The sequence below is a fragment of the Vicinamibacteria bacterium genome, from assembly GCA_035570235.1.
In the GTDB taxonomy this organism is placed as follows: domain Bacteria; phylum Acidobacteriota; class Vicinamibacteria; order Fen-336; family Fen-336; genus DATMML01.
The window spans coordinates 92,728-105,696 of the sequence record DATMML010000030.1 but is presented as its reverse complement, the minus strand read 5'-3'; the positions used below and the strand labels follow the sequence as shown (position 1 = coordinate 105,696).

10 protein-coding genes are annotated in these 12,969 nt (G+C 69.9%); 8 read left to right on the top strand and 2 right to left on the bottom strand.

Features of this window, described 5'->3' with window-relative positions:
• Positions 1-272 precede the first annotated feature (272 nt).
• The 4 genes from VN461_04935 (at position 273) to VN461_04920 (ending at position 7,517) form a co-directional block, all read left to right on the top strand.
• Positions 273-2,969 (top strand): hypothetical protein, encoded by a 2,697-nt coding sequence (locus VN461_04935; GenBank protein ID HXB54105.1) that lies wholly within the window; start codon positions 273-275, stop codon positions 2,967-2,969.
• 23 nt (positions 2,970-2,992) lie between these two features.
• The gene (locus VN461_04930; GenBank protein ID HXB54104.1) at positions 2,993-4,114 is read left to right on the top strand and encodes a VWA domain-containing protein; all 1,122 of its coding nucleotides are present in this window, start codon (positions 2,993-2,995) and stop codon (positions 4,112-4,114) included.
• Positions 4,111-6,858 (top strand): VWA domain-containing protein, encoded by a 2,748-nt coding sequence (locus VN461_04925; GenBank protein HXB54103.1) that lies wholly within the window; start codon positions 4,111-4,113, stop codon positions 6,856-6,858. The genes VN461_04930 and VN461_04925 overlap by 4 nt, the downstream gene beginning before the upstream one ends.
• Before the next feature lie 140 nt (positions 6,859-6,998).
• The gene (locus VN461_04920; protein ID HXB54102.1) at positions 6,999-7,517 is read left to right on the top strand and encodes a periplasmic heavy metal sensor; all 519 of its coding nucleotides are present in this window, start codon (positions 6,999-7,001) and stop codon (positions 7,515-7,517) included.
• A 186-nt stretch (positions 7,518-7,703) separates the two neighbouring features.
• Here VN461_04920 and VN461_04915 read toward each other — a convergent pair whose 3' ends face one another.
• Both VN461_04915 and VN461_04910 read right to left on the bottom strand, forming a co-directional pair.
• Positions 7,704-8,315 (bottom strand): Fe-Mn family superoxide dismutase, encoded by a 612-nt coding sequence (locus VN461_04915; protein HXB54101.1) that lies wholly within the window; start codon positions 8,313-8,315, stop codon positions 7,704-7,706.
• 2 nt (positions 8,316-8,317) lie between these two features.
• On the bottom strand, positions 8,318-10,156 hold the full coding sequence (locus VN461_04910; protein ID HXB54100.1) for a chloride channel protein: 1,839 nt from the start codon (positions 10,154-10,156) through the stop codon (positions 8,318-8,320).
• A 128-nt stretch (positions 10,157-10,284) separates the two neighbouring features.
• Here VN461_04910 and VN461_04905 point away from each other — a divergent pair, with 128 nt between their 5' ends.
• The 4 genes from VN461_04905 (at position 10,285) to VN461_04890 (ending at position 12,962) form a co-directional block, all read left to right on the top strand.
• Positions 10,285-10,719, top strand: coding sequence for a MarR family transcriptional regulator (locus tag VN461_04905; GenBank protein HXB54099.1), 435 nt, complete (start codon positions 10,285-10,287; stop codon positions 10,717-10,719).
• Between the two features lie 258 nt (positions 10,720-10,977).
• Positions 10,978-11,250 (top strand): hypothetical protein, encoded by a 273-nt coding sequence (locus tag VN461_04900; GenBank protein HXB54098.1) that lies wholly within the window; start codon positions 10,978-10,980, stop codon positions 11,248-11,250.
• Between the two features lie 169 nt (positions 11,251-11,419).
• Positions 11,420-12,268, top strand: coding sequence for a hypothetical protein (locus VN461_04895; protein ID HXB54097.1), 849 nt, complete (start codon positions 11,420-11,422; stop codon positions 12,266-12,268).
• Positions 12,269-12,299: 31 nt separating this feature from the next.
• Complete coding sequence (locus VN461_04890; protein ID HXB54096.1) at positions 12,300-12,962, top strand: gamma-glutamyl-gamma-aminobutyrate hydrolase family protein; 663 nt, start codon at positions 12,300-12,302, stop codon at positions 12,960-12,962.
• Positions 12,963-12,969: the final 7 nt, after the last annotated feature.

The window sequence follows — 12,969 nt, the reverse complement described above, 5'->3', positions numbered from 1 at the left end:
AGCCCGCCGGCTCTCCGCCGACACCCCCTAGAGGCGCGGGCGGGTGCGCGACCGGAGCTGCCGCGGTCGCAAGTTCGCGAGCACCCTTCCGGCGGCTGCCGGCCTCAGGGCTAAACAGCCTGATCCTCGGGGCGGTCCAGCGGTAAAAGGGGACAACCCGCCTTAGAGCCTGGGTTCAATTGCTTGGATAGGCCATCCGGCTGGCCGCTTGGGGCGGGGTCGGCCCGCGTCGGGAGCTATACTGCGGCGTTCGACCCATGCAAACGGGCTCGTTGGCAAGCCGCCTCTCGTCGCTCCTCGGGTTGTCGCTGCTGACAGCCTTCGCGGGCGCGGCGCCGGAGCGTGGTCATGATCTCGCGGTTCCGGGGGGTCTCCGTGGCCTCCTGGAGGCCGCGGGACTGGATCCCGGGACCGAGCACTGGCGTGCCCTTCCCGCCCTGGTGCGCCGGCTGCATCCGCTCAACGGGCCGAGCCCCCCCGTGTTGCCCCGCGTGCTGGCCCACCTCGAGGGCAGCCTTCCGGAATCCGAGGGAGTCGAGAGGCTGGAGCTGCCGCTGGCCCGCGAGTTCTGGGATCGCGTCTTTTTTCCGCGCGCACTCTCGGACCATGACCGGCTGCGTGCCCTCCTCGCCGACCGCCGCGCCTCCCTGCTGGCGCGGGGGCTGCTCGCGCTGGATGATGAGACGCTGGCCGCGCTCGCCCAGGATCCAGGGACAGTCAGCCGCCTTTACGAGCGACACGCCGCCGCGTTCGCTGCATTTGCCTCCTGCCTTCATGTCCGCGGCGGGGTCGTTCAGCTGCCGGGGGGACCCGAGAGCGCGCCGCTGTGGGGCCTGCCGCGCGAGGTCAGCCCGCCCGGGCCCCTCCTGCGCGCCCTCTTCTCCGCCGACAACGGCCGTCGGGCGTGGTTGTTCGACACCGTCGCCCGCGCCGATCCGCCACACCGCGCTTTCCTCCTCGGCACCTCGACGGCCGATCCGAGCCCGCGCGCGCAGCGCTTGGCTTCGCTGTGCGGCGCCTTCGCGAAGGCGCGGGCCTGGTGGCTGACCGGACGTCCACGGCATCTGGCCGATCCCGCATTCGTCCTCTTGAACGTGGGCGTGACGCCGAAGGGAGAATTGGCGGGCCCGGACTCGCGAGGGTTCTGGGACGCGGTCTTTTCCGGCCGGGAGACGGCAGGCCGAGAAGACGGCCAGCCCACGGACGCCGCCTGGCTCGTGGAGCGGGTCGGGCTCGCAGCCGCTCCCGTCGCCCGCGAGCGGCTGCAACGCCTTCTCTTTGCGCAGCGCTTTCTGGAGGCTCACCCGGGCCTTGAGCCGGGGCGAGCGCTCTCCGCGCTGCGCCTGTTCGCCACCGCGCCTTCTCTCGCGCTCACGCTTGAGCAACTGGGACCCGCGCCGGAGGCAGCGTACGCGGCTGGCGCCCGGTCCGCCGACCAGCTGTCGGAGCTCGGGGACACGGCGACGGCCGCGACGGGCCTCGCCCAGCTGCAAGGCGCGCTCGCCCTGGTGGCCCGCGCCCGTTGGTCGCGCGCCCTCCGCGCGGAGACCGCGGTCGGCCTGGCGGTCTCCCTGCTCGGCGTGCCGCTCGGCAAGGACGGCGCCTACCACGGAGCTATCGCCCTCTGGATCGAGCGGCAGTTGCTTCCCTCTCTGAGCGCCGCGGTGGGCGGTCCGCCGGAGGCGGCCGAGCAGGTCGTGGCTCGGGCGGTGTCGGGCATGACCGGCGAGGCTCCGGCGGCCCCGCTCGTGCGTTGGGAGGGGCTGCTCTACCGCGTGGACCCCTCCCTGGCCGAGAAGCTCCGTTTCGAGGCCGCTCGGCGGCAGCAACAGGGCCCGGCTCTTGATGAGGTGCTCGCATTCGAGCGAGCCGCGCGGGCAACGACGGAGGGCGGGGAGGGGGCGGAGCGTGCGCCGGGCGCGGGCGCCGGGCGGCCCGCGTCCCCCGAACGGCCCCGCCTGGAGGCTCCCGTCAGTGCACGTGGCAGCGCGACGCGAGAGCCAGGAGGGGCGGGCCCGGCCCGCGACCCCGATATGCTGCTCGGAGCCACCCTGATCGCCCTCGTTTACGCCGCCCACGCGGCGGCTCCGGAGCTGGCGACTCTAGCGGATCGCCACGAGTTCTTCTCGGCCGCCTCTAGTCGCGAGGCCCGCGCTCGCTCGGCCTGGGCTCTTCCGGATGCGATCTGGGGGGCGGGAAGACCCTGGCGGCTGCGCGGGTCGCTCCTGGGCCTTGATGCGGGGCTGGCCCTGTCGGCCCTGAAGCACCTCCGCCGCGAGCTGCCCGAGCGTGCGCCCGTGGTCGACCCGGGGACCGCGCGCATGCTCGCCCTCGGCGCGGCCCTGATGAGCCCGTTCGCCCTCCGGGATGCGGATCGCGATGCTGTAGCGGGGGCGCTCCTTCGAGGCCGCGCGCGGATCGCGCGGGTGTGCCACAACCACGAGCGGGGGGACACGATTCTCGAGTTGCTGGTCGCGGAGGGGGAGGGCCGCGCGGCGCGGTGCGCGCGGGGGCTGGACGACGGAGTTCAGGCGGAGCGTCTCTTTTCGCTGGCCGAGCTCGCCTCTCTAGGTGACCGCCCCGCCCCCCCGGCCTGCGACGCCTGGGGTGCCTTGGCCCTGCCCCGGGGCGGGCCTCTGTGCCTGCAGGCGCCCCCACCGCGCCCTTGGAGCGACCTCACGGGCACCGGAGAGGACGGCCTCCCGGCGGCGCGGCTCATGGACCCGGCGCTAAGAGCTCTCGACGCCCTCGCCGAACTGGGGCTTCCGGCGTCGCTCGCCCCCGCGGTGGTGGGGCGGATCGTCCAGGATGTGATCGACGGGGCGGAGCCCGTGGATCGCGAGGACGGGGCGACCCTCGAGCGGTTCGCGGCCACGCTGTCCCGGGAGCGGATCGAGGATGCCATCGCATCCCTGGCCGTGGCGGGGCCGCTCGTACCCGTGCAAGACCCCGGCGGAGCCCGATTCTGAGGCTCTCCGGCGCGGCGCTCGCGGTGGTGCTCGCGGGCGGCCTGGGCCTCGCTCCCGCCTCCGCCGCTTCCCTGCGGTTCACGTCGCCCCTGCCCGAGACCGCAATCTCCGGGCCCACCACGCTCCGAGCCGAGCTCGAGCCGGAGGAGCTCGGGGCACAGGTCACGCGGCTCACCTTGAGCGTCGACGGCGAGATCGCGTGCTCGCTCGAGAAGTCGCCCTTCGAGTGCGCGTGGGACGCGGGGGCGGGCATTGTTCCTCATCATCTGAGGGCGGTGGCTACGCTGCGTTCGGGCGCCCGGTTGGTGGCGAGCCTTCGCACCGCGGGGATCGACCTCTCCTTCGCCGTCGACGTCAATCTGGTGCAGGTCACAGCCATCGTGACCGATTCCAAGGGGCGACTTCTGCGGGGCCTGAAGGCGGATGATTTCCGGGTCTTCGAGGACGGCGTCCCCCAGCCGGTCAGCCACTTCCTGGGCGAGGACGCGTCACGCGAGATCGTGGTTGCGGTCGACATGAGCGCCAGCATGGCTCCGGCCATGCCGCGGGTGCGGCGGGCCGTGCAGGGCTTCCTGGGCGCACTCAAGGCCGAGGATCGGGTGACCCTCATCGCCTTCAACGACGGCATTTTCACGCTGGCACGGCGAGAGAGTGAGCCCGGCGCGCGGGTTCGGGCCGTGGATCGCCTCGCCGCTTGGGGTGGCACTGCCCTCTACGACGTCATTCTCAAGGGTTACGAGATTCTCGATCCCCGGAAGGGGAAGAAGGCGCTTGTGGTCTTCACGGACGGCGAGGACGAGTCCAGCCGCGCCACCATCCAGGACGTGGAGCGGCGGGTCGAGCGCAGCGATACCCCTCTTTACATGATCGGCCAGGGCCGCGGGACCAAGGACCCCACCCTCAAGAACATCCTCGGCCGGCTGGCGCGGATAGGGGGCGGACGCGCCTTCCATACCGACGATCCCGCCGAGCTGCCGGGGGTCTTCACGGGGATCCTCGATGAGCTCTCGGGCCAGTACGTGCTCGCCTATTCGGGCACCAACACCAGCCTTGACGGCGGGTGGCGCACGATCCGGGTGGAAGTGGGGGCGGGGCGCTTGGTGCGGGCGCGCCAGGGCTACCGGGCGGGGGAGGGACGCCGATGAGGGGGGTGGCAGGAGCGGCCGCCGCCGGCCCGCTCTGGGCGAGCCTGGTCTTGAGCGGCGCCGCCTTGGCCCAGCAGCCCTCCAGGCCGCCCTCGTTTCCCGCCGAGGCGGCGCTCGTGCTGGTCGAAGTTTCGGTGGTGGATGCGCGGGGCCGCCCGGTGCGCGACCTCACCCCGGAGGACTTCCGGCTCGAGGTGGACGGCCGGTCGCGGCCTATTGTGTCCGCGGCATTCGTCCCCCTAGGCGAGGAAGGGGTCACGGGGCCCACGGATAAGGCGGCGCCCGCCGCCTACAGCACCAACGAGGGTGCGGTGAGGGGGCGGCTGGTGGTCATCGCCGTCGACCAGGGAAGCACGCGCCCCGGCCCCCTGCGCGCGGTCACGGCCGCTGCGGACCGTCTTCTCGACCGCTTGACGCCGGCAGACCGCGTGGGCCTTCTGACCTTCCCTCCCCCCGGGTCCCGGGTAGAGCTCACCGCCGAGCACGCCGAGGTGCGGCGTGCTCTCGCGCGGGTGGTCGCCCGCGGACAAGTCTCGGGGAGGCGCCTGGGGCTCACGGAGTCCCTTGCTCTCGACGACGATCCCTCCCGCTGGAGCGAGGTTCTGGTCCGCGAGTGCCCGCCGACCCTGCCCCTGCGCGACCACGAGGCGTGCGTCGCCATCCTCACGGAGGAGGCGCGCGGGCTTTCCACCGAGTTCCGCCGCAATTCCGACGTTGCCCTCGACACCCTGCGCAGCCTCTTCACGGCTCTGGGCGGCCTCGAGGGCCCCAAGACGGTGGTGCTCCTGTCCCAGGGCCTAGACCCGCAGCGGGCCGCGGCCATCCGGGAGATCGCCCAGACCGCGGAGGCGAGCCGGGTCACCCTTTACGTCGTGCGCGTCGAGCCGAATGCGGTGGCCGACGCCAGCCGCGCCGCTCCCGCGACCGGCGAGATGGAAGACGCGCAGCACCTGGGCCAGGGCCTGGACGCCCTCGCCTCCCTCACCCGCGGCCGCGTCTTCAGGATCGCGGGCACGGGCGAGGGAGTCTTTGATCGCATCGCGCGCGAGCTGACGGGCTACTACGTGCTCGCTTTCGAGCCGGAGGAAGCGGACCGCGACGATCGCTCCCACGAGGTGCGGGTTCGGGTGGGGGGGAGCGGCCTGAGCGCCCGCGCCCGACCCTTTGTGCGGATCCCTCACGCCGCGTCCCTGGTCAATGCGAGCGAGGTGCTGGGCCGCCTGCTGCGTTCGCCCTTCGCGGTCAGCGAGCTCCCCCTGCGGGTCACAGCCTACAACGGCCGCGATCCAGCAAAGCCAGGGGTACGCCTTCTGCTGAATGCCGAGGTCGGCGGCGAAGCGGGTGCGGGCTCGGTCAAGCTTGCCTACGTGCTCCTCGACGGGAAGGGGGGGGCGGTTGCGAGCGGCACGGCCGCCCTCCCGGAATCACGGTCGTTCCTGGCCGCGGCCGAGGTTCCGGCCGGTGATTACACACTCAAGGTTGCCGCCCTCGACGCGCGCGGCCGACGGGGGAGCGTGGAGCATCGCTTGAAAGCCGGGCTCCAGGCCGTCTCCGGGATCGAAATGGGCGACCTCGTGCTTTCCGAGCCCGGCGAGGGCACCGAGCTGCGCGTGCGAATCGCACCCGAGAGCGACGGAAAGCTTTTGGCCTTCGTCGAGATCTATGCGCGGGAGGCGGCCCCCCTGGCCGGGGCGCGCGTGACCTTCGAGGTCGCGGAGGAGCCCAAAGGCCCTCCCTTGCTCGAGGTCAAAGCCCCGGAGGGCCCGCCCGAAGCGGCGCCCCGCCGCCGTCCCTTCCAAGCCGTTCTGGACGTCGGTGTGCTTCCCCCTGGCGACTACTTTGCGCGCGCCTCGCTCTCGGTCGGGGATCATCCGGCTGTGAGCTCCCTGCGCCCCTTCAAGGTGCGAGCGCGGCTCGCCTCCGTGGAGGGGGAGGTTGGGCCCGCGCGGCGCATGCCCGCCCGCGAGCTCGGCCCCGTGCTTCCGCGCTTTGATCGTACGGACGCTCTGCGGCCCGAGGTGGTCGCGTATTTCCTGGGGCGGCTGGAGACCCTGGTCGGTCCGCCCGCCACCCGGGCCGTCCAGGAGGCGCGGGCCCACGCGGCCTCTGGCCGCCTCGAGGCGGTCCTGGATGACCTCAAGGACGTCACCAGCGACAGCCTCGACGTCGCGTTCCTGCGCGGCCTCGCCTACCTTGCCCGGGGCGAGCTTCGCCCGGCCGAGACCCAGCTTCAACACGCGCTGCGGAAATCCTCCGAGTTTGTGGCCGCGGCGTTCTTCATGGGCGCCTGCCGGGCCGCGGGGGGGGACGACGCCCAGGCGGTGGGCGCCTGGCAGACGGCCCTGGCCGTGGAGAGCGGCGCGCCCCGGCTCCGCCGGTTGCTGGGGGAGGCGCTCCTGCGCACGGACGACCCCGACGCGGCCGTCGAGCTGCTGGGCGAGGCGCAAGCGGCGGGCGACCGAGGGCTCGACCGCAGCCTCGGCCTGGCTTACGCCATGGCGGGGCGTCGAGGGGAGGCCCTCACCTCATTGAACCGGCACCTCGATGCCCAGGGCGACGACCTCGGGGCGCTCTTCGTGGCGCTCAGGCTGATGTTCGATGCCCAGGCGACGGGTGAAAGAGCCAATTCCCTGGCAAGCGAGCGCGAGCGCTTCGCCCGTTACGCTCGGAGCTACGAGGCGGCCAAAGGCCCGCAACATCAGCTCGTCACCCGCTGGCTAAAATACCTGAATGACCGCCCCTGAGCTCTCGCCAAACGCCTTGCGCGCCAGCGATTTAGGAAGGTTCCCCCACGAACCTGGTGTTCCCCGTCCGGGTAATCCTGCATGTGTTTCAACGCGATAGGCGGTCCCCGTGTCTAAAGGAATGGTGCTGGAGGAGAAGAATGAATAGTAAGAGCTTTGGAATCAGTATTTTGGGGGTCGCTCTGGCCGTGACCCCGGTCATGGCGGCGAGCGCCGGGGCCCCGGCGGACACCGGCCAAAGCCGCGGCGGGGAGCGACGCTTGGGGCGCGCTGCTGACTACTTGGGTCTGACCGCGGACCAGCAGGCGACCTGGAAGTCCCTGTTCGAACAGCACAAGGCGGAGGTCGAGCCCCTGCGGCAGGAACACCAACAGCTGCACGAGCGCTTGAAGGCGGCGATGAGCGCCGAGAATCCCGATGCCACCGCCGTCGGGGAGGCCACCTTGGCCCTGAAGAACCATCGGGAGAAGATGAAGGCCGCGCACACGGCCTTCGAGACCCGCCTGGCCAGCACCCTGACCCCCGACCAAAAGACGAAGTTTGATGCGTTCAAGGCCGCTCACCACTCCCATCGCCACCGCGGCCGGCGCGGCGGCCAAAAGGACGGGCAGCCCAACCCCGAGGCTCCGGGGAAGCCGCCGGCTCCGGTTCAGGGTTAAGTCGGGGGCGGGTTCACCCGGGGGCGGGAAGCCAAACACGGGCTCCCGGCCCCTCTGGACCGGTCCCGGCCGGACGAGGTGTCTTCACGATTCCCCGCGGTGGGAGTTGCTAGTCCCCCGCTCTGCCGCGCGAATTCGGGCTTGACGGGAGCTTCGTTTCCAAGCCTATCCGGGACGGCGACGCCCTTAAGCCCGGGTGGTCTCGGCGGTCTGCTCGGCGGCCACGAATTTCTCCTCGGCGAAGCGCCAGTTCGTCAACCTCCAGAAGGCATCGAGGTAGCGGGCGCGCGCATTGCGGTAGTCGATGTAGTAGGCGTGCTCCCAAAGGTCGCAGGTCAGCAGGGGAGTGGCGCCCGAGGTGAGCGGGCAGTCTGCATCCGGCGCCTCCTCGATCTCCAGTTTGCCGTCCTCCCTGCAGACCAGCCAGCACCAGCCGCTACCGAAGAGCGCGAGAGCGTTCTTGGCGAAGGTGGCGCGGAAAGCCCCAAACGAACCGTAGCGCTTGCGGAGCGCATCCGCGAGGTGCCCGTCCGGCTCGCCGCCCCCCTGTGGGCTCAGGCAGTTCCAGTAGAAGCTGTGGTTAAAGTGCTGGGCCGCGTTGTGGAAGATCGTTCCCGCGGACCGGCGGACGATCTCCTCCAGCGTGTAGCGGGCAAAGCGGGTCCCGATGATCTGTGCGTTCAGGTTGTCGACGTAGGCCCGGTGGTGCTTCCCCCAGTGGTACTCGAGGGTCTCCCCCGAGAGATGGGGGGCGAGAGCGTTCAGGCCATAAGGCAGGTTCGGCAGCACGTGTTCCATTTTCACCCTCCTTTGTTGAGCGATTGTGGGTTGACGGCCGTACGCGAATGCGAGCGCCGCGGGAAGAGGAGGTGCAGGGGCAGGACGCGTTCCCGCCGGCGTTCCGCCTCCAGGTTCAGGACCCTGGCCTTGAGCAGATCCCGCAGGGAGATCAGGCCCACCAGCATTCCGGGGTCCTCCCGGTCCACGACCGGAAAGCGCGTGAGCCCGGTCTCCGCCATCCGGTAGACAACCACCCGCAACGGCTCGTCGGGGTAGGCGACGACCGCCTTGGTGAGGTCCACGTCTCCGAGCCGGCGGCTCGAGGCCTCGGACCCCGCCGCCCGGATCAGCTCCTGGAGGCGCCTGCGGGTGGCCACCCCCACGAGGCGGCCCACCTGGTCCACCACCGGGTAGAGGCGCTGGCCCCGCCCATCGTGGGCGCCGTGGAGGGAGAGCGCCAGTTCGTGAAGGCTCATGCGCGCGGGCAGGGCGGCCATGTTGGTGCGCATGACCTCCCGCACGAATAGGATCTCCAGGGGATCGACCGCGTACTCACGGCTCAGGTGATAGCCGCGCCGGCTCACCTTCTCGGTGAGGATGGAGCGGCGCAAGGTGAGTACGGTGAAGGCGTGGGCGACCACCGCGGCAAGAAGCAGGGGGAGGGCCACGTTGAGGTCGTGGGTGAGCTCGATCGCAAAGATGACGCCCGTGAGGGGGGAGCGCATGGTTCCGCCCAAGATGGCCCCCATACTCACCAGGGGCCAGAAGCCCGCCCCCTCCCCAGGCAGGAAGGCGGCCTCCAGCCCGCCGAGCGCCCCCCCCATCATGAGGAGGGGGGCCAGGACCCCGCCCGAAGTGCCCGAGCCCAACGATACCGCCCAGATCACCGACTTCACGAGCAGGACCCCCAGGATCACCTGCCGGGGCACGTCGCCCTGGAGAAGCCCGCCGATCGTCTCGTAGCCGACCCCCAGGGCCTGGGGGAAGATCAGGCCCCCCACCCCGATGGCGAGGCCTCCCAGCGCCGGCCACCACATCCAGTGGATCGGCAGGCGGGCAAACGCATCCTCGGCTGCGTATACGGCGAGGGTCAAGAGGACGGAGAGGACGCCGGCCAGCAAACCCACGAGTGCGCAGGCCAGCAGGCCCTCGGAGCCGATGAAGGTCGGGTGGGCTGGGGTGGGAAAGAGGGGGCCCTCGCCGAGGAGGCGGTGCCGGACCGCGGTCGCGATGGCAGTGGCCATGGCCACCGGGATCAGGCTGCGGGGCTTCCACTCGAAGAGAAGCAGCTCGACCGACAGCAGTACCGCCGCCAACGGGGAGGCAAAGGTGGCCGCCATCCCCGCGGCCGCTCCCGCGACCAGCAGCGTGCGCCGTTCCGTGCTGGTGAGGTGGAAGAGCTGAGCCACCATCGAGCCAAAGGCGCCTCCCGTCATGATGATGGGCCCCTCCGCTCCGAACGGCCCTCCAGATCCGATCGAGATTGCGGCGGAGAGAGGCTTCAGGAGCGCGACCTTGGGCTCCACCCTCCCGCCCTTGAGCAGGATGGCCTCGATGGCCTCGGGAATGCCGTGACCCCGGATGCGCTCGGAGCCGTAACGGGCCATCAGACCCACGACGAGCGCCCCCAGGACCGGCACCAAGATCACAAGGAGCCCCAGGTGGTGCCTCGCGGGGGAGACGAGGGCGACATCCCAGCGCTGGAAAAAGAAGATGTTGGTGAAGAGCCCGATCAAGCGGAGTAGGGCGAGGGCGACAAAGGCGCTCAGGGCGCCGATCCCAAGCGCGATGGCAGAGACGAGAAGGACCCGGGGCGTGGTCGTGAAGTCGCCCAGCCGCTCCCCTCCATCCTTCTTCATGTCCATGCTCAATATATATCGGAATACGATATGATGACAAGGGCCCCTCACCCCTTCCTTCCCCAAATCCGGGGTGGCCCCGCCTCCCCTATAATGGGCGGCGCAGGGTGGGAGGGCCGCGGAGAACCATGTTGACGAGGGCCCCCAAGGTGAGCCAGGCGGAGTACGAGGCCCTCGCCGGGTTCCGCTACGCCCTCCGCCAATTCCTCCGCTTCAGCGAAGAGGCCGGTCGCGTCGCAGGTTTGAAACCTCAGCAGTACCTGGCCCTCCTGACCCTCAGGGGTTTCCGGGGGGGCAAGGGACTCAACATCGGTGAACTGGCCGAACGTCTCCAGGTTCGGCACCACAGTGCCGTCGGCCTCGTTGACCGCCTCGCCTCTTTGGGACTGGTGAGACGGGAGGAGGGGCGAGACGACCGGAGGCGCGTCTACGTGAAGCTGACGCCGCGCGGAAACGCAAAGCTGCTTCGGGTCGCGATGGCGAACCGGGGCGAGCTGCAGCGGATCCGCTCGCGTTTTCAGTTGTTGCTTCGGATCTTGAAGACGGACATGCCCGCGAAGTAGTTCCAGGGCGGGAGCGACGCAAGCGGCGGCGACGCGCGTGTGGCCGTGCCCAGAAAGGGCTATCCTGTGTCCGTGGATTGGGTTTTTGTCCTCGGCGGCCGGCACGGCCGCGGAGCCTCCGCGGCCAAGCTCATCCGCCCCCGCCACGCGCCGGCTGTGCTTGCCCTTCTCTGTTCAACCGCCTGCGGCTCCAGCATAACGGCGCCGCCCACGAATTCCCTGCTCGATCCCTCCCAGCCGAGGTCCCCCAATCCGGCCGTGACCGTGTCCGCCGCCGGCGTGGATCCCCAGACGTTGCATCTTGATGCACCGGTGGGCGTAAAGGTCACGAATGAAGACCATGTGGCGCATAAGTTCGAGGCGGCGCTGGAGTTGGGCGACGGGGACTGCCCGGAGATGAACCAGTTGCCGACGCTGGAACCGGGGCAAAACGGCACGGTGACGATCACGCGGAGCGGAATCATCTGCGCCTTCCATGACGCCGGGGCACCCACGAACTTCGCCTTCAAGGGGTTGCTCGTCATCCACTAGCGGAACGGCAATGACAAGACGGATGGGAACAGACGGGCCATCTCGGGTGACGCCGAAAGGCAGAGCCCTCTTCGTGACCGTGCTGGGCATCGGGCTATTGAGTGCCGGATCCCCGGCGCTGCCTTGCGACTCCTCAAGTTGCTCTCTCCTCACCCGGGGCGATAACGGCTTGATCGCCAAGAAGAAACTTCGACTGGACCTGTCTTTCGGCTACACCGACCAAGGGCTGCTCTTGCGGGGGAGCCAGGAAGTCGACAGCGTCTTTCGGCCGCGTGTGGATCTTGAGCATCAGCTGATCTTTCCCGCCTTCCACCGGGACATCAACGGCTACGACCGGATAGTCCAGTTCGACGCGGTATACGGCCTCGCAAGCCGCTTCAATCTGGTGGCTTCCCTGCCCGTTGCCACCTGGCACGCGCACGAGGTCTCACACGGGAGTCTGCAGCAGGAGTACGGTACGACCGGCGTGGGGGATGTCCTCCTCGGTCTTCGCTCCGCCCTGGGCCTCCGAGGCATGGTCGGTGGTCTCTCCATCAAGTTCCCCACCGGGCCCTACCGGATCGGCGGGGAATTCGGCGGTGGAATACAGGATCCCACCCTCCAGCCGGGCACGGGCTCCGTGGACTTCGTGGCCTCGCTTCAATACTCTCTGCCTGCCGAGCTCATGCACCTCCGATGGTCCCTCGCCGGCTCGTACCAGGCGACCACCACCAACAGCCTGGACTACCGGTTCGGCAACCAGGCTATCGTGGTCGCCGGCGCGGCTCGCGCCCTTAGCAAGAGCCTTTCCGCCTCGCTGCAGGCAAAGCTCTTTCATGAGGATCGAAACCGGTACCTGGCCCAGGGTGTCCCCTCGACCGGGAGCACGTTTGTCTACCTGACGCCGGGCTTAAGGTTGAACGTGTCCCGCGAGGTCTCGCTTTACGGTTTTGTTCTCTTCGTCCCTTATCGCTACGTCAACGAGGGCCAGCTCGGTCCCCGGGTAGCCTTCCTGACCGGGCTGTCGAAGGCCTTCTGACGAGAGGCGTGATCCCGGAGGCTGCCCGTCCGTGAAACGCATCCTGGTTGTCCTGCACAGCGAGTCCGAGCCGCTCGGCGCGCTCGCTGAGCCCATCGGTGCCGCCGGGCTCAGGACCGACACCCGTCTCGCTCCTGACTCGCTTCCGGGCTCCCTCGGCGGCTACGGGGGGCTCATCGTGATGGGCGGTAGCATGGGCGTCTACGAGGCCGACCGCTTTCCTTTCCTTTCGCTGGAGATCGCGCTCCTGCGCGAGGCCCTGAACGCTCGGCTTCCGACCCTCGCCGTTTGCCTGGGCAGCCAGCTACTCGCTGCGGCCGGAGGCGCACGGGTCTACGCGGGGCCTGCGCCCGAGGTCGGATGGTGGCCGGTAATTCGCCTGGCCGAGGATCCGTGGCTTGCGGACTGGCCGTCGCGCTTCGCGCCCCTCCACTGGCACCGGGACACGTTTGACCTTCCCCAGGGCTCAGTCCAGCTTGCCTCCTCCGAGCTCTACCCACACCAGGCCTTCCGTCTGGGGAGCGCCTTGGGCCTCCAGTTCCATGTGGAGGCCACGGCGGCCATGGCGAGGGAGTGGATGAGGGAAGCGAGCGCGCCGGCGGATCAGCAAAGCCTAAGCGAAGAAGCGGCGTCGAGAATGGCCCCTTTGGTCGCGAAGCTGGGTCAGGCCTTCGCGCGCGAAGTGGTCGGTTGACCTAAAG

Coding starts and splice junctions, on each gene's coding strand:
- VN461_04925 (HXB54103.1), top strand. CDS start 4,111: ATGAGGGGGGTGGCAGGAGCGGCCGCCGCCGGCCCGCTCTGGGCGAGC.
- VN461_04920 (HXB54102.1), top strand. CDS start 6,999: ATGAATAGTAAGAGCTTTGGAATCAGTATTTTGGGGGTCGCTCTGGCC.
- VN461_04915 (HXB54101.1), bottom strand. CDS start 8,315: ATGGAACACGTGCTGCCGAACCTGCCTTATGGCCTGAACGCTCTCGCC.
- VN461_04910 (HXB54100.1), bottom strand. CDS start 10,156: ATGAAGAAGGATGGAGGGGAGCGGCTGGGCGACTTCACGACCACGCCC.
- VN461_04905 (HXB54099.1), top strand. CDS start 10,285: ATGTTGACGAGGGCCCCCAAGGTGAGCCAGGCGGAGTACGAGGCCCTC.